Annotated in this window: 20 protein-coding genes; 14 read left to right on the top strand and 6 right to left on the bottom strand. The window is 35.5% G+C overall.

What is annotated here, in order from left to right:
• Positions 1-5: 5 nt before the first annotated feature.
• The 5 genes from ACFQ0I_RS01410 to ACFQ0I_RS01390 are packed head-to-tail and all read right to left on the bottom strand — an operon-like array spanning position 6 to position 4,264.
• Positions 6-602, bottom strand: coding sequence for an RnfABCDGE type electron transport complex subunit G (locus tag ACFQ0I_RS01410; RefSeq protein WP_379938675.1), 597 nt, complete (start codon positions 600-602; stop codon positions 6-8).
• 2 nt (positions 603-604) lie between these two features.
• Complete coding sequence (locus tag ACFQ0I_RS01405; protein WP_379938674.1) at positions 605-1,615, bottom strand: RnfABCDGE type electron transport complex subunit D; 1,011 nt, start codon at positions 1,613-1,615, stop codon at positions 605-607.
• Between the two features lie 2 nt (positions 1,616-1,617).
• Positions 1,618-2,946 carry an electron transport complex subunit RsxC gene (gene rsxC / locus ACFQ0I_RS01400; protein WP_379938673.1) on the bottom strand — a complete coding sequence of 443 codons (1,329 nt, stop codon included), beginning with the start codon at positions 2,944-2,946 and terminating at the stop codon, positions 1,618-1,620.
• Complete coding sequence (locus tag ACFQ0I_RS01395; RefSeq protein WP_379938672.1) at positions 2,939-3,829, bottom strand: Fe-S cluster domain-containing protein; 891 nt, start codon at positions 3,827-3,829, stop codon at positions 2,939-2,941. The genes rsxC and ACFQ0I_RS01395 overlap by 8 nt, the downstream gene beginning before the upstream one ends.
• A gap of 6 nt (positions 3,830-3,835) precedes the next feature.
• Complete coding sequence (locus tag ACFQ0I_RS01390) at positions 3,836-4,264, bottom strand: SoxR reducing system RseC family protein (protein WP_379938670.1); 429 nt, start codon at positions 4,262-4,264, stop codon at positions 3,836-3,838.
• Positions 4,265-4,538: 274 nt separating this feature from the next.
• On the opposite strand from ACFQ0I_RS01390, the gene ACFQ0I_RS01385 reads away from it, so the two are divergent.
• The 14 genes from ACFQ0I_RS01385 (at position 4,539) to ACFQ0I_RS01320 (ending at position 16,261) form a co-directional block, all read left to right on the top strand.
• Positions 4,539-4,889, top strand: a complete 351-nt coding sequence (locus tag ACFQ0I_RS01385; protein ID WP_379938668.1) for an NADH-quinone oxidoreductase subunit A — start codon at positions 4,539-4,541, stop codon at positions 4,887-4,889.
• The gene (locus ACFQ0I_RS01380; protein WP_379938667.1) at positions 4,880-5,473 is read left to right on the top strand and encodes an NADH-quinone oxidoreductase subunit B; all 594 of its coding nucleotides are present in this window, start codon (positions 4,880-4,882) and stop codon (positions 5,471-5,473) included. The genes ACFQ0I_RS01385 and ACFQ0I_RS01380 overlap by 10 nt, the downstream gene beginning before the upstream one ends.
• Positions 5,474-5,483: 10 nt before the next feature.
• The gene (locus ACFQ0I_RS01375) at positions 5,484-5,945 is read left to right on the top strand and encodes an NADH-quinone oxidoreductase subunit C (RefSeq protein WP_379938665.1); all 462 of its coding nucleotides are present in this window, start codon (positions 5,484-5,486) and stop codon (positions 5,943-5,945) included.
• 6 nt (positions 5,946-5,951) lie between these two features.
• Entirely contained in the window at positions 5,952-7,073 is a 1,122-nt protein-coding gene (locus tag ACFQ0I_RS01370; RefSeq protein ID WP_379938663.1) for an NADH-quinone oxidoreductase subunit D, read from the top strand.
• A 10-nt stretch (positions 7,074-7,083) separates the two neighbouring features.
• Positions 7,084-8,148 (top strand): NADH-quinone oxidoreductase subunit NuoH, encoded by a 1,065-nt coding sequence (gene nuoH / locus ACFQ0I_RS01365; protein WP_379938661.1) that lies wholly within the window; start codon positions 7,084-7,086, stop codon positions 8,146-8,148.
• Between the two features lie 5 nt (positions 8,149-8,153).
• Positions 8,154-8,630 carry a 4Fe-4S binding protein gene (locus tag ACFQ0I_RS01360; RefSeq protein ID WP_379938660.1) on the top strand — a complete coding sequence of 159 codons (477 nt, stop codon included), beginning with the start codon at positions 8,154-8,156 and terminating at the stop codon, positions 8,628-8,630.
• Between the two features lie 3 nt (positions 8,631-8,633).
• Positions 8,634-9,155: an NADH-quinone oxidoreductase subunit J family protein gene (locus ACFQ0I_RS01355; protein WP_379938658.1), complete on the top strand. Its 522-nt coding sequence runs from the start codon at positions 8,634-8,636 to the stop codon at positions 9,153-9,155.
• The gene (gene nuoK / locus ACFQ0I_RS01350; protein ID WP_379938657.1) at positions 9,152-9,469 is read left to right on the top strand and encodes an NADH-quinone oxidoreductase subunit NuoK; all 318 of its coding nucleotides are present in this window, start codon (positions 9,152-9,154) and stop codon (positions 9,467-9,469) included. The genes ACFQ0I_RS01355 and nuoK overlap by 4 nt, the downstream gene beginning before the upstream one ends.
• A 298-nt stretch (positions 9,470-9,767) precedes the next feature.
• A complete protein-coding gene (locus ACFQ0I_RS01345; protein ID WP_379938655.1) occupies positions 9,768-10,148 on the top strand; it encodes a GxxExxY protein in 381 nt (126 codons plus the stop codon).
• A gap of 344 nt (positions 10,149-10,492) precedes the next feature.
• A complete protein-coding gene (nuoL, locus tag ACFQ0I_RS01340) occupies positions 10,493-12,412 on the top strand; it encodes an NADH-quinone oxidoreductase subunit L (RefSeq protein WP_379938654.1) in 1,920 nt (639 codons plus the stop codon).
• A gap of 9 nt (positions 12,413-12,421) precedes the next feature.
• Positions 12,422-13,909, top strand: coding sequence for a complex I subunit 4 family protein (locus ACFQ0I_RS01335; protein ID WP_379938652.1), 1,488 nt, complete (start codon positions 12,422-12,424; stop codon positions 13,907-13,909).
• An 18-nt stretch (positions 13,910-13,927) separates the two neighbouring features.
• A complete protein-coding gene (locus ACFQ0I_RS01330) occupies positions 13,928-15,355 on the top strand; it encodes an NADH-quinone oxidoreductase subunit N (RefSeq protein WP_379938650.1) in 1,428 nt (475 codons plus the stop codon).
• A gap of 6 nt (positions 15,356-15,361) precedes the next feature.
• Positions 15,362-15,694: a hypothetical protein gene (locus ACFQ0I_RS01325; protein WP_379938649.1), complete on the top strand. Its 333-nt coding sequence runs from the start codon at positions 15,362-15,364 to the stop codon at positions 15,692-15,694.
• 237 nt (positions 15,695-15,931) lie between these two features.
• A complete protein-coding gene (locus tag ACFQ0I_RS01320) occupies positions 15,932-16,261 on the top strand; it encodes a ferredoxin (protein ID WP_379938647.1) in 330 nt (109 codons plus the stop codon).
• A gap of 7 nt (positions 16,262-16,268) precedes the next feature.
• On the opposite strand, the gene ACFQ0I_RS01315 is transcribed toward ACFQ0I_RS01320, so the two are convergent.
• Positions 16,269-16,733 (bottom strand): hypothetical protein, encoded by a 465-nt coding sequence (locus ACFQ0I_RS01315; protein ID WP_379938645.1) that lies wholly within the window; start codon positions 16,731-16,733, stop codon positions 16,269-16,271.
• Positions 16,734-16,737 lie beyond the last annotated feature (4 nt).

Below are 16,737 nucleotides of genomic sequence, written 5' to 3'. Positions count from 1 at the left end.
AATTCTTAATTTTTTAATTCAACTAATGAACTGTTATTTTTTATAAAAGCATCGTAAGCCATTTGAGTAGCATCACAAAAAGCTCTCGTAGTAATTGTGGCTCCCGTTAGCGCATCTACTTCACCACCATCTTTTTTTACTTTTAAATTGAACGAAGAGATATTTACATTTTTAAACTGCTTTAAAAAGGCGTCTTCTTTCATTTTTGTTCCTAAACCAGGGGTTTCTTTTTGTTCTAAGACCACAACGTTTTCAATTTCGCCAGTGGGTTTAAAACCAATCATAATTTTAATTAAACCGCTAAATCCTTTATCGGTCGAGCCAATAACTGCAGCACCAACAAATTCATTGTTTAGGTAAGCGGGATATATTTCTACGCTATCTGAAACTTTTTCCGATTTAACAAGCGTCATATCTTCAACGGGGTTATTATCGAACGCTGGAAGCACAAGTTTTAAGGCGTTAACCTTTTTTTCTAGTTTGGCTTTTGCTTTAGGGCCAACGGTTAAATCGTTTACATAGCCTAAGGATAATCCAGATACAAGAGTGATGATTAAAAGCGACATTAACATGCCTAAAAAAGTTGATTCTTTCTTACTCATAATTACACGATTTTAGCTTTTATTTTAGCGCCAAATCTTCGGGGCTTAAAATATTTATTAATAAGTGGAACAAAGGCATTCATAATTAAAATGGCGAACGAAATACCTTCAGGGTATACCCCCCAAAGCCTGATAACAACAGTAATTATTCCAATACCAATGGCGAATACAACCATGCCTTTTTTAGTCATGGGGCTTGTAACCAAATCGGTTGCCATAAAGAATGCACCTATTAATGCGCCACCCGATAAAATATGAATTAATGGATTAGCATAGTGCTCTGGATTTATTAACCAAAAAATCCCGGTCATAGCTGCCATAGTAGCAAGCACTGTTATGGGAATATGCCAAGAAATAACTTTTCTAAATATTAAAAACAAGCCACCAAGAAGTAAGGCTAGTGCCGATATTTCTCCAATTGACCCACCTGTAAATCCGAAAAGCATATCCATGGTGGATGGAATTTTGCTGCTTATTTGCGTCATGGTTTCACCGAACATCAAGCCTTCTTTTATCATTCCAAGCGACGTGGCACCAGTTACAGCATCTACAAGTGTTGTATTGTTTACCACTGCAGATGGCCAGCTGGTCATTTGAACTGGAAAGGCCACAAGTAAAAACACGCGACCTACCAATGCAGGATTGAATATATTAAAACCTAATCCGCCAAACGAAAGTTTAGCAATTCCAATGGCTACTAAACTACCCGAAATAATCATCCAGATAGGTAAGTTTGAAGGTAAGTTAAATGCCAGTAAAAGCCCTGTTATTAATGCAGATCCATCAGCGATGGTTACTTCAGTTTTTAATAAATATTTCTGAATGACATATTCAAAAAGCAAGCAAGAAATAACTGCGACTGATGTTACTATTAATGCCCCAATTCCGAAAACATAAATCGAAACTAAAAAAGCAGGAATTAAGGCAATCACAACATCGTACATGAGTTTTTTTGAAGTCCTGTCTGAATGCACGTGCGGTGAAGCAGATACAATTATTGGTTGAGTACTCATATTTAATTTTTAGCAGTATTTAATTTTTTTACAATATCTTTTCCGAATCGGATGTAGTCTAATAATGGTCTGTGAGAAGGACATACATAGCTGCATGAACCACATTCAATGCAAGTCATAATATCCTCATCTGATGCTTTTTCAAAAAGTCCTTTTTCAGAGAAATTCATTAAAAGATGAGGCTCTAATCCCATAGGGCATACCTCTACACATTCGCCACAGCGAATACAATTTTTTGGTTCACCTCTACTGGCTTCATCTTCAGAAATAACCAAAATTCCCGAAGTCCCTTTTGTAACCGGAACATCGGTGTTTTTAATAGCTTTTCCCATCATTGGGCCGCCATTGACTATTTTACGAGTGCCTTCTGGTAAGCCGCCAACTTCATTCACTAAATCTGTGATAGGCGTGCCTATTTTTACCCAGTAATTAGAAGCGTTTTCTAATTTCTTTCCAGTTACAGTTACAACACGTTCTATTAAAGGTTTATTATGTTGAATGGCTTCGTATATGGCATAAATAGTACCCACATTATGTACGATAACACCAACATCTAGTGGTAAACCGTTTTTAGGAACTTCTCTATTTAATAAGGCTCGTACTAATTGTTTTTCGCCTCCTTGCGGATATTTTACTTGTAACGCCGCTACTTTGATGCCTTTTTCATCGGCGGTAAGTTTTTTGAAAATATCTATGGCATCTTTCTTATTGTTTTCAATACCAATAATAGCCTTGTCTATGTGTAAAGCGTGCATTAAAATTTTAATGCCCACGATAATCTCTTCAGCTTTTTCCAGCATTAGGCGATGATCTGCCGTAAGATACGGTTCGCATTCAACCCCATTAATTATAAGATGATCGAGGGTAGTTCCTTCTTTAACACTTAGTTTTACGTGCGCCGGAAACGTAGCCCCACCAAGACCAACAATGCCAAAGTCGTTTATTTTTTTTAATATGTCTTTTGGTTCTAACTCAATTTCTTTTTTTAGAGGATAGGCAATGTCTTGAAAATTAGCTTCGTTTTTAACATCTGTTCTAATAACAATACATTGTTTTTTGTAACCTGTAGTGTCTATAATTTTGTCTAGTTTGGTGATAGTTCCTGCTACAGGTGAATGAATGTTAGAAGACACAAAACCGCCAGATTTGGCAATAACCTGACCAATTTCTACTTGCTCTTTTACATCCACAACTATTTCTGCCGGAATCCCAATGTGCTGAGCAATGGGTACGTAAACCACTTTTGGCACAGACATCCTTTTAATAGACTTTGTAGAAGTTATTTTATTTTCTGGTGGATGAATACCTCCTTTTGGAAATGTTTTAAGCATCGGTTTTTAAATTTACAGATTCAACATTTGCTTCAACTTCAGCCTCAACTTTTTTTACTTTTTTTGGAGGGAAATTTGTTTCTATAATAGAGTGTGTAGGGCAAACTTCAACGCATTTTCTGCAAAGCGTACAAACTACAGGGTCTATATAAGCAAGGTTGTTTTTCATGATTACAGCATCTTTTGGGCAAATGTCTTCACATTTAGAACACCCAATACATGCAACATCGCAAGCTTTTTTAGCAATACCTGCTTTGTCTTCGTTTACGCAACCCACAAATACTTTTAAATCGCGTTTATGTCTTGGATGCATTTCAATGATGTCTCTAGGACAAGCTTCAACACAAGCACCACAAGAAGTACATTTATCGGTAATAATTACTGGCAACCCTGTAGTTTCGTCCATATACATGGCGTCGAATTTACATACGGTAACGCAGTCGCCATCGCCCAAACACCCATACTGGCAATCGGTTTCTCCACTATAAATTAGCGCAGAAATGGCACAGGATTTTGGACCCTGATATTCGGTTGTTTTTGGTCTTACATCACAAGCGCCTTGGCATCTCATTACCGCAACCGTTGGGTCTTTTTCTGCGACTTCTTTACCTAAAACCTGAGAAACGAGTTTCATAACATCATTACCGCCTACAGGACAAAATAGTGCTGAGATATCTTCAGAACTCACTAATTTTTCGGCAAATGCTTTACAGCCAGGAGAACCACAACCACCGCAATTAGCAGCAGGCAAGATGTCTTCAACCTCGGCTATTAAAGGGTCTTCGTATACATAGAATTTTTTAGAAACTACATACAATACTATAGCGGCAATTACACCTAATGAGGATAATAAAAGAACGCTGTATAAAATGGAATCTGTCATTCTTATTTAGATTTTTAATATGGAAATTTCAAAAGTTTTTTTAAAAGAATTTTTTAAAAAATACAGGACTATGTAATAGGGGATTAGTATAAAAAGAGACACTAAACCTGCTATCCATTCGGGAACAAAATTTGAGGCAATTAGTAACGATGAAAACATTAATATAAAAGGAAATACATAAGCCCAAAACACGGCTTTTAAACCGAGCGCTTTCTTTAAAACAACATTTACCGGCTCGTTTATTTTAAACGAAACTTCAGGATTCGAGATTTCAACTTCTTTACTTTCGGTTTCAGACATGCCACAAGACCCTTTTGCATGACAAGCTTCGCAATGAATATTTTGCTCTAAAGTAACAGTAACACGGTCTCCTTTTATTTTAGAAACAACGCCAGAATGAACAAAGGTATTATTATTGGTTGCTTGTGAATTCATAATTATTTGTTTTCAAAAATCTATATTATGGTGATCTTGAGCCTGTGAAATTATAAAAACTGGTTAACCAATTATATGATTTATGTCAGGTTTATAAAAATCTCACTATTTTAATTACAAAATAGGTATGAAATAAATAAAATGAATTTATTACCTTTAAATTCAGTTTAATGATTGGAAGTTATTTATTATTTAAAAATAATAACCTGATAAATGTCAGTAAACTATAGAATTAAACAAGCTAATTTTAATTGCCATTAAAAAACAAAACTAAATGGGTTCAGAAGCTATCATTGTATTTTTACTTGCAGGAATTGTTTTAGTAGCGGGAGCAAACTTTTTATCAAATGTAATTTCACCAAAATCCGATAATCCGCAAAAGCGAGAGCCTTACGAAAGCGGAATGGTAACCAAAGGTCCAACCTGGGTTCAATTTAAAGTGGGTTATTATTTGTTTGCCATTTTATTTTTAATTTTTGATGTTGAGGTTGCTTTTTTAGTTCCTTGGGCCGTTGTTTTTAAAGATGTGGGCTTTGTGGCTTTAATTGAAATAGGCATATTTCTTTTCATCTTAGGCTTAGGATTATTGTATGCGTGGAAAAAAGGAGCATTAAAATGGGAGTAGACGACAAAAAAAGATTTATCTCTGAAGTTCAAGACCGAGACCATAAATTTCCAGAAGATTTTCCAGGAAAAGTTATTCCTGCGGGAAATGGAGCTAACGTGATTGTTACTTCATTAGACCAAATTATAAATTGGGGGCGATCAAATTCACTTTGGTCGCTTTACTTTGGTACCAGTTGCTGCGCCATCGAAATGATGCAAACCGGTGCTGCGCGCCATGATTATTCTAGATTTGGTTTCGAGGTTGCAAGACCTTCGCCCAGACAAGCCGATTTAATCATTATAGCGGGAACTATTGTAAATAAAATGGCGCCTGTATTACGCCGATTATACGACCAGATGGCAGAACCAAAATATGTAATTGCCATGGGCGCTTGTGCTATTTCTGGAGGACCATTTTTTTACAATACCTATTCGGTGGTAAAGGGTGCAGACCATGTAATTCCGGTAGATGTTTACGTTCCTGGTTGTCCGCCAAGACCTGAAGCTTTATTACAAGGTATGCTGATGCTTCAAGATAAAATTAGAACGGAAAGTATGAAGAATAAGGAAAATCCGATTGACGGATTTGATGAAGGCCTTTAAATTGAAAACTATGACCAACGAAGCTTTACAAAATTTAATAAGTGGCTGGATTCCTGATTTAGAGTTTTCTGAAGAAGGATCTCAATTCTTGAATATAACGGTTCAACCCGAACAACTTCATCCATTAATGTTGAAATTGAAAACGAATAGCGATACGAAATTCGATTATTTATTCTGTTTAAGCGGTGTAGATTGGGAACCAGAATTGGGTGTTGTGTACCATTTAGAATCAACAGAATATAGACACACGATTGTGGTAAAAGTGAAAACGGCCGACAGAGAAAATCCAACCTTTGATAGCGTTTGCGATATCTGGAAAACTGCCGAATTTCACGAACGCGAAGTGTTTGACTTTTTTGGAATAAAATTCAATAACCATCCTAATTTAAAGCGTTTGTTTTTAACCGATGAATGGGAAGGATTTCCATTGAGAAAAGATTATGAAGACGAGATTAATATGGTTATTAAATAGGTAGATATGGAAGAAGTACTGGTTAATAACAACTTTAAATCTGAAGAATATTTTATTAATATGGGGCCGCAACATCCGGCAACCCATGGTGTTTTAAGGCTAATTCTAACTATTGATGGTGAAATAATTAAAAAAGTAGAGCCAGATTTAGGATACATTCATCGTTCTATTGAGAAAATGAGTGAGCGTGATAGCTATCAGCAAATCGTTCATTTAACCGACAGGATGGATTATTTGTCTTCTCATATTAATAACGAAGCGGTTTGTTTAACCGTAGAAAATGCACTTCAATTAGAAATTCCAGACCGTGTAAAAGTTATAAGAACAATTATTGATGAGCTTACCAGAATTGCGTCTCATTGTTTGTGGTGGGGTGTTATGGGAATGGATGTTGGCGCACTAACCACCTACTTTTATGGATTTAGAGACCGCGAAATGATTAACGATATTTTCGAAGAAACTTGTGGTGCACGATTAACCATGAATTATAATATTCCTGGTGGGTTAATGTTCGATATTCACCCCAATTTTGTGAAAAGAACCAAAGAATTTGTCGCTCATTTTAAAACAAAGATTCCAGAATACGATTCGCTTTTAACAGGTAATGTCATTTTTCAGAAACGGATGAAAGGCGTTGGTATTCTTTCAAAAGAAGATGCTATCTCATTTGGTGCCTCAGGTCCAGTGGGTCGCGGTTCTGGGTATTCTTGCGATGTTAGAAAATACCATCCGTATAGTGCCTTAGATAAAGTTACTTTTAATGAAGCTTTAAAAACAGAAGGTGATAGTTTTGCGCGCTACCAAGTTAGAATACAAGAAATGTGGGAATCCTTATCCATAATCGAACAATTGATTGATAATATTCCGGAAGGAGAACATAAGGTAGCAACTAACGCCGTAATTAAGTTGCCTAAAGGCGAATTTTACCAACGTGTAGAAACAGCGCGAGGCGAATTGGGAGTGTATGTTATTAGCACGGGGACTAAAAATCCGTATCGCATTAAATTCCGTTCTCCTGGGTTTTCAAATTTATCCTTGTTAAATCATATCGCCGTTGGGGGTAAAATTGGCGATTTGGTAGCGAGTATGGCAACACTAGATCTTGTAATTCCTGATATTGATAGATAATATGTATACTATGAACATCGCTTTAAATATAACAAAATCCATTCAGGAAATGCTAATTGGTATCATGCCAGAAGGTGCCGCAAATATTACGGCCATGGTTTTAGTGGCATTAATTTATTTAACCATTTTTGCCGTTGCCGGATTGTATTTAGTACTGTTGGAACGAAAAGTAGCCGCATGGTTTCAATTGAGAATCGGACCAAACCGAGTAGGGTACTGGGGCTTGTTACAAACCATGGCCGATGCCTTAAAACTGGTTTCAAAAGAATTAACAGGTACGGTAAAAGCAGATAAATTTTTATACAATTTGGCGCCCTATTTTGTAATTGTAACATCATTAATGGCGTTGGCGGTTTTTCCGTTTACACAAGGATTTCAAGCCTTCGATATTAATATTGGCATCTTCTTTTTAATAGCAATATCTTCCATCGGTGTTATTGGAATACTATTAGGTGGTTGGGCGAGTAACAACAAATTTGCATTAATAGGTGCCATGCGTAGTGGCGTTCAAACAATAAGTTATGAATTATCTATTGGCTTATCGCTGTTAACTATGGTGTTAATTACAGGATCGTTGCAACTTTCAGAAATTGTTGAAGTACAAAAAAGTGGCTGGTTAATTGTTCAAGGACATATTCCTGCCATCATCGCTTTTATGATTTATATGATTGCTGGAACTGCCGAAACTAACAGAGCCCCATTCGATATGGTTGAAGCCGAATCGGAACTTGGTGCAGGTTTCCATACCGAATATTCGGGGATGAAGTTTGCGTATTTCTTCTTGGCAGAATTTATAAACATGTTCATTATTGCTGCCATAGCAACGACCATCTTTTTTGGTGGTTGGTTGTCGCCATTCGGAATTACCGATTCCATTCCATGGTTGGGAGTTTTCTGGTTTTTAGGGAAAACATTGGTATTGGTATTTTTAATGATGTGGTTTCGATGGACATTTCCAAGGTTACGTGTAGACCAATTACTCACCTTAGAATGGAAGTATTTACTGCCAATAAACTTGGTAAACATTGTAATAATGGCCATCATTGTTTGGTTAGATTTAACCATTAAATTTTAAAATCTATGGGCTATTTTTCAGATATATATAAAGGCATAAAAACACTACTTACAGGTATGAGTATTACCGGAAAGTATTTTTTAAAGTCGAGAAAAGGCGCTATTACACAAGAATATCCAGACAACAGAGCCACTTTAAAAATGTTTGAGCGGTTTCGTGGTGAAGTGGTGATGCCGCATGATGAAAACAACGAACACCAGTGTACGGGTTGTCAGAAATGTGAAATTGCATGCCCCAATGGAAGTATTGAAATTATTTGGGATCGAGGCATTGATGAAGCAACTGGCAAAAAGAAAAAGTTTATCGATAAGCACGTCTATCATTTAGGGCTTTGTACTATGTGTGGTTTATGCATTGAAGCTTGCCCAACCGATGCTATTGTTTGGGCTCAGAATTTTGAAAATTCGGTTTACGATAGAAGTCAGTTAACAAAGGTTTTAAACAGACCTGGGTCTAAAGTTAAAGATGGAATAGAAGATTAAACTATGGAAAAATATATATTTTACATATTGGCCGCTATAATGATTGTGTTTGCCATCGCTTCTGTTACAAGCAGAAAAATGTTGCGTTCGGTCGTATATTTATTGTTCGTGCTATGTGGAATTGCGGGACTTTATTTTTTAATAGATTATAATTTTCTTGCCGCCATCCAATTAACGGTTTATGCAGGAGGCATCATTGTTTTAATCATTTTCTCGGTACTGTTGGTGCATCATATCGAGATGGAGCTTGAAATGGCAAAATTATCCAAGCAAATTATAACGGCTTTAGCATGTTTAATTGGTTTAGGTGTTTTTTTATATACCATTTTTTCACACGATTTTCAGGTTATTGAAAACACTAAAACCACTACGGTAGCCGATATTGGAGTTTTACTATTGAGTTATGATGCCGGCGGATTTATACTGCCTTTTGAAGTTATTAGTATTTTATTATTAGCTGCCATGATTGGTGCGATAGTAATTGCGAAAGGAAAAAAACTAACCGATAAAAATGAAACTTTATGATTTTAGGCGTTAGCATTTACGAACTATTAACCGTAACATCCATCTTATTTTTTATTGGTGTTTACGGATTCATTACCAGAAAAAATTTAATCTCTATTTTAATTTCCGTTGAACTTATTTTGAATGCATCAGCTATCAATTTTGTGGTTATAAACAAATATTTATATCCAGATATGTTGCAGGGTGTTTTGTACTCCATATTTATAATTGCTGTGGCAGCTGCTGAAACTGCTTTGGCAGTATCCATCATTATAAATCTGTACAGGCAAATAAGTTCTGTTGAGGTTAAAGACACTGAAATTATGAAGTATTAAAATAACCACAAAGAGCACTAAGAAGGCACAAAGAACACAATGAATATAAAGATGACTAAACATATAAAATATCAACTCTGTAATCTCTGTGTAAGACATGGTGATCTCTGTGGTTAAAAAAAATGACCACAAAGTGCACTAAGAAAGCGCGAATAAAACAATTAATATAAAGATGGCTAAACATATAAAAAATCAACTCTGTAATCTCTGTGTAAGACATGGTGATCTCTGTGGTTAAAAAAAATCACTCGAAGAGTGTACAAAGAAGTAGTAAAAAACACAATGAACGGAAAATAAAATGACAGAAAATAATATTGCGACGGAAATTATTGGATGCTCAATTGAAGTGCATAAGGCTTTAGGTCCTGGTTTGTTAGAAAGTGCATATCAAGAATGTTTGTATTATAAGCTCCAAAAAGTTGGATTAAAAGTTGAAAAGGAAAAACCAATGCCACTGGTGTTTGAAGATGTTAATTTAGAATGTGGATATAGAATAGATTTACTTGTAGAGAATAAAGTTGTAATTGAATTAAAAAGTGTTGAAGCTTTAAATGATGTGCATTTGGCTCAAACATTAACCTATATGAAATTGGGCGAATATAAATTGGGATTGTTGATTAATTTCAATGTAACCTTGTTAAAAAATGGTATAAAACGAGTAATTAATGGAACGCTTTAAAATCAAACATGGATTAACAAAATAATGCATAAAATACACAAGCTTAAATAGAATATCATGGTTAAACATTTAAAATATAAACTGGGTGAACTTTGTGCCAAACTTTGTGATCTCTGTGTTTAAGAATAATAACCACAAAGGGCTCTAAGAAGGCGCAAAGAACACAATGACTATAATGGTGGCTTAACATATAAAATATTAACTCTGTAACCTCTGTGTAAAACTTGGTGTTCTCTGTGGTTAAGAAAAAACCACAAAGAGCAATAAAAAAGCACAATGCACACAATGAAAATAAAGATGTCTATACATATAAAATATCAATTTTGTAACCTCATAATATTATTATGAATCTAACGTATATCATATTAATTCCTTTAATTCCATTGCTGGTTTTTTTGCTATTAGGGATTTTTAATCAAAAAATTAAACCAGCTGTTTCAGGATATATTGGAGTTGCTGGTCTGTCAATTTCTACGATTCTTTCATTTTATACCGCCTATAAATATTTTTTCAAATTAGGAAAAGTGAATGGCACGTATCAAGCCCTTTTCGCCAAAACAACTTGGATGAACTTCACCGAAACACTCACTATCGATATGGGTGTTTTAATAGATCCGATTTCGGTTATGATGCTTATTGTGGTATCTGTTGTGTCTTTAATGGTACATATTTACAGTCGAGGCTATATGAAAGGCGACGATGGTTATACCAAGTTTTTTGCCTTTTTAGGACTGTTTTCATTCTCTATGTTCGGATTGGTTTTAGCAACAAACCTATTTCAAATTTATATTTTCTGGGAATTGGTTGGTGTATCATCCTATCTTTTAATTGGGTATTATTACACCAAACCATCGGCAGTTTCGGCGGCTAAAAAAGCATTTATAGTTACCCGTTTTGCCGATTTAGGATTCTTAATAGGCATTTTAATAGTTGGATATTATACCGGGACTTTCAATTTTCTAAATTTAAATAACCCTGAAGGACCAGCTATTTTAAACTGGGCATCAACATCATTTATGGGCTTATCGGCATTAACCTGGGCGTTAATATTAATTTTTATAGGTGGCGCAGGAAAATCAGCCATGTTCCCTTTACATATTTGGTTACCTGATGCTATGGAAGGTCCAACCCCTGTTTCTGCATTAATACATGCCGCTACCATGGTTGTTGCCGGCGTGTATTTGGTAGCACGATTATTCCCAATGTATTACTTTATAGAAGATGGTTTCGCATTAAATATCGTAGCATTTGTTGGAGCTTTTTCAGCACTGTTTGCGGCTATTATTGCCGTTACACAAACCGATATAAAACGTGTTTTGGCATTTTCTACCATGTCGCAATTGGGTTATATGATGCTGGCTTTAGGTGTTTCTGGTTACGACGGTCATGATGGTGTTGGTTATATGGCATCCATGTTCCATTTGTTTACGCATGCCATGTTTAAAGCCTTATTGTTTTTAGGAGCAGGATCTGTTATTCATGCGGTTCATAGTAATTTAATTACCGATATGGGTGGATTACGAAAATACATGCCTATTACAAATATTACCTTTTTAATTGCGGCCTTAGCCATTGCAGGCGTACCTCCTTTTGCGGGGTTTTGGAGTAAAGATGAAATTTTAGTAGCCGCTTTCGAGCACAATAAATTAATATATGCTGTTGGTGTTTTTGTAGCAGGATTAACGGCTTTTTACATGTTTCGATTGTACTTCGGCATTTTCTGGGGAAAAGAAACAACTTATAAACACGCACCTCATGAATCGCCATTATCTATGACGTTTCCTTTAATGGTCTTGGCATTATTAAGTATTGTTGGAGGCTTTATTCCTTTTAGTGAATTTGTAAGTGCCGATGGCGCCGGATTTGAGGCGCATTTAAATTACCCACTCGCTGCGGTTGCAGTTGGTGTTGGCCTTATAGGAATTGCGCTGGCTTGGATCTTATACAAAAATGAAAATAGTTTATCAGAGCGTTTCGCAAGAGGATTTGGAGTCTTTTATAAATGGACTTATAATAAGTTCTATTTCGATGAAATTTATCTTTTCGTTACCAAGAAAATTTTATTTAAAGGCGTTTCATCGCCCGCTGCATGGTTCGATAGAAATGTAGTAGATGCCACTATGAATTTAATAGGTAATTCAACGGTTTCAGCATCAAACAAAATTAAAGGTTTGCAATCTGGAAAAGTGCAGGATTATGCATTTGCGTTTATTTCTGGGGTTGTAGTTATCGCAATAGTGTTTATTTATTTATGGACAGACTAATCGAATAATATGGATATTTTATCACTTTTTGTCATCTTACCAGTAATCACCATTTTAGTATTGGTGTTTGCTAAAGGATTAAAACAGGCTCGACTAGTAGCCATGATTGGTAGTGTTGTTCAACTGGCTATGGCAATTAATTTATTGTTTGCGTATTTCAGAGAACGCGCAGTGAACGACAGCATCATGCTTTTTTCTAAAGATTTGGTCTGGTTTAAAGAATTCAATATTCATTACAATATTGGAGTTGATGGTATTTCTGTTGTACTTATTTTGTTAACAGCTATCGTGGTGTTAGCTGGCGTTTTTATTTCATGGAAAATGGAAGAGCTTCCTAAAGAATTCTTCATTTCGCTTATTGTCCTTTCAACAGGTGTTTACGGATTTTTCATTTCAATCGATTTATTCACGATGTTCGTGTTTTATGAAATAGCTGTAATTCCTATGTATTTGCTTATCGGGATTTGGGGTAGTGGACCAAAGGAATATTCCGCCATGAAATTAACGCTTATGTTAATGGGAGCTTCAGCAGTATTGTTGGTAGGTATTTTAGGAATCTATTTTAATTCCAACGCCGATGGCGGTCCTTTAACCTTTAATATTTTAGAAATTGCTCAGGTAAACATTCCATTCGAAGCTCAAAAACTATTTTTCCCATTAACCTTTATTGGGTTTGCAGTAATAGGTGCATTGTTTCCTTTTCATACCTGGTCGCCCGATGGTCATGCTTCAGCGCCAACAGCAGTATCCATGTTGCATGCTGGCGTTTTAATGAAATTAGGAGGTTATGGTGTCTTTAGAGTTGCCATGTTTCTATTACCGGCAGGTGCGATGCATTGGTCATGGTTCTTTATAATTTTATCTGCTATAGGTGTTATTTATGGTGCGTTTGCCGCTATTAAACAAACCGATTTAAAATATATCAACGCATATTCTTCGGTTAGCCATTTAGGAATGGTGTTGTTCGCCTTATTAATGCTGAACAAAACCGCTTGGAATGGCGCTATTTTACAATCGCTTTCACATGGGTTTATGACGGCATTATTCTTTGCTTTAATAGGCATGATATATGGAAGAACACACACCAGAGATATCACGAAGTTGGGAGGCTTACTAAAAGTGATTCCTTTTATATCAGTGATATATGTAATTGGCGGTTTAGCGTCGTTAGGATTACCAGGGTTTAGCGGATTTGTTGCCGAAATGAACATTTTTGTTGGCGCATTTCAGCATGACAATATGTTTTATAGAGTCGCAACGATTGTATCGGTTTCTGCAATTGTAGTAACAGCAGTTTATATTTTACGAGTGGTGGGTATTATGTTAATGGGACCTGTTAAAAATGAAGCCTTTTTACAATTGCCTGATGCTACATGGTACGAAAAAGCGGGAATATTTTTATTGCTAATACCAATTGTTGGTATTGGTGTTTTACCGTTCTGGTTAAGCGAATTAGTTATGGCAAGTTTGCAACCTTTTATTCAAGGAGTTTTATAATTTAAAAGAATCGACTAAATGAATTTTAGTAACTTTTTATTGATGCGACAAGAAATTTTACTGTTGGTAATTACCATGGGATTACTAATTGCAGAAATTTTTATTCATAAAGACAAAAAACATAGTATTGTTCATTTGGCCATATTTTTATTTGGGATACATACTGCCGTTGGCTTTTTCTCATTAGAAGCAAGTAGTTTATTTGGCGGTATGTTTAGAACCAATGCGATGATTCATTTTTTTAAAAATGTATTGAATGTTGGTGTGCTAATTTTATTATTACAGTCGGCAGATTGGTTAAATGAAAAAATAGTGAGGGAAAACAGAGGTAGCGAATTTTTTATTTTATTGTTTTCTTCGCTGTTGGGTATGTATTTTATGATTTCCGCTGGCGATTTCTTAATGTTTTATATTGGGTTGGAATTATCAACACTTCCAGTGGCTGCCTTAGCTGCCTATGAGACTACTAAAAGAATATCAAGCGAAGCAGGTATTAAATTAATATTATCGGCTGCTCTAGCCTCCGGTGTCTCTTTATTTGGCATATCCATGTTGTATGCCACTGCTGGGTCTATTTATTTCGATAGCATCGCAGAAGCGATTACATCAAGCAATTTAACCATCTTGGGTATGTTGCTATTTTTTGCAGGTTTGGCATTTAAGATTTCGTTAGTGCCGTTTCATTTCTGGACTGCCGATGTTTACGAAGGCGCGCCAATTAGTGTAGCCTCATACTTATCGGTTATTTCTAAAGGTGCCGCAGTTTTTATATTAATGATTTTGCTTTTTACCGTTTTAAAACCTTTAATGCCAGTTTGGGAACATGTGGTATATGTTATCGCTATCGCCACCATGTTTATTGGAAATTTATTCGCGTTGCGTCAACAAAACATGAAACGCTTTTTAGCATTTTCGTCGATTGCACAAGCAGGATTTATTTTGTTAGGATTAATTACTGGAAACCAACTTGGTACGGCAACGGTTGTGTATTTTGTTATGATTTATGTTTTTTCAAATCTGGCGGCATTCGGCGTAGTGCAAGCCATTTCATTACAGACAGGAAAAGAGAACATGAACGATTATGAAGGCTTGTACAGAACAAATCCTAACCTTAGTTTAGTAATGATGCTGGCATTATTCTCGCTGGCTGGAATCCCACCAGTTGCTGGTTTTTTTGGTAAATTTTTCTTGTTTACGGCGGCGGCAAGTAAGGGGTATTATCTGTTAGTTTTTTTAGCAGTGGTAAATGTTACCATATCCTTATACTATTATTTGTTAGTGGTTCGCGCCATGTTTTTACGAAAAAGCGACCATGCTATTCCGTATTTTAAGAATAAAGTTTACATGCGTTTAGGGTTGATAATGACAGTTATTGGTATTCTGGTTTTAGGTTTATACAGTCCGTTGTATGATTATATATATCAATTAAGTAATGTTTTTAATTAAAAAATTATGGGTTTAACAGGAAAACATAACTTTGGAAGTATTGGCGAAACACGAGTGACTTTTGTTGAAAAAGGCGTTGATGTCGATAGAAAAGAATTTTTAAAGACACTCTTAGAACATAATGGTTTTGAAGTGATTATTGAAGAAGAATCTAGAAAGACAGAAGAAGAACCTCAATTATATACTGTGGCTGTAACCGACATGGTTTTTAACCCTACTATTTGGGTTTTTCAGCGTAAACTTAAAACCTTAGATGGGCATAAAGTAACCCAAGATTACTGGAATCAAAAAACAACTTCTACCAATCCGCACTACTGGAATAATGGCAAGGCGGAATAGCGCATCTTAAAAACATTAATTTTTCAATTTTAATTAGTTCTCAAATTCAGACATAAATCGTTGCGAAATCATAATTTTATACCTGATTTTTTTGATAAACCTACTATTCCTATAAAATTAATAGGAATTAGATTTGGTTTTAAAAATTTTAGTCTTACTTTTGCCCTTCGCTCTTGTAAAAAAAGAGAAATTTAAAATAGAATTAGTAAATCCTAAATTATAATAGTTACTTAAGCGATGGTAGATATTAAAATAAACGTTACAGATAGAGAAGGTAAAAAACACGAAATTTGTGCTCCTACAGATATGGCCATGAATCTTATGGAAGTAGTGCGTTCTTACGAGCTTGCTCCCGAAGGAACTATTGGTGTTTGTGGCGGAATGGCCATGTGTGCGTCCTGCCAATGTTATGTTTTAAGTAATACAGACTTGCCACAAATGAGTGATGATGAAGAAGCAATGCTTTCTGAAGCTTTCGATGTAAAAGCGAATAGTCGATTAGGTTGCCAGATACAGATTTCACCAGATTTACACGGTCTCGAAGTGCAGTTAGCACCCGAGTGTTAGAATTTACTTACTGGTTTATTAGAGCAATTTTTTCATTGAGCTTATCCATAAACGCATGTAAATATGTAGGCACATTCATTTTCATTTGGTCTATTTTCCAATGTTTTACAATGCCGTTTTTCGAATATTCAATATACAACCCGCCACCATCGGCACAGTCCGGACAGCCTATAATGTCTTCATTTTCGGTTAATAATTTTTCAGGAAAATAACCCATTAAATCTTTTACTAATTCAAACTTAGTAGATTCTAAAGGTTCAAAATTAAGAGGGTTAATACTGTAGTTGTCATTAGAATCTTCATATAAAGTGTTATTGGTTAATTTGAAAATTTCAATGCAATTTTCACCAACACAAAAACCGTAAAAATGACCAAAGATTAAATAATCATCATTATTTAGCTTGGTTTCATCTTCAGATGAACACCCCAAGAATATAAAGCTGAATAGAAATAAGAAGCTATACGTTTTCATACAA

Source organism: Mariniflexile aquimaris, assembly GCF_042676825.1.
GTDB classification, from domain to species: Bacteria; Bacteroidota; Bacteroidia; order Flavobacteriales; family Flavobacteriaceae; genus Mariniflexile; species Mariniflexile aquimaris.
This window is presented reverse-complemented; position numbering and strand designations above follow the sequence as displayed.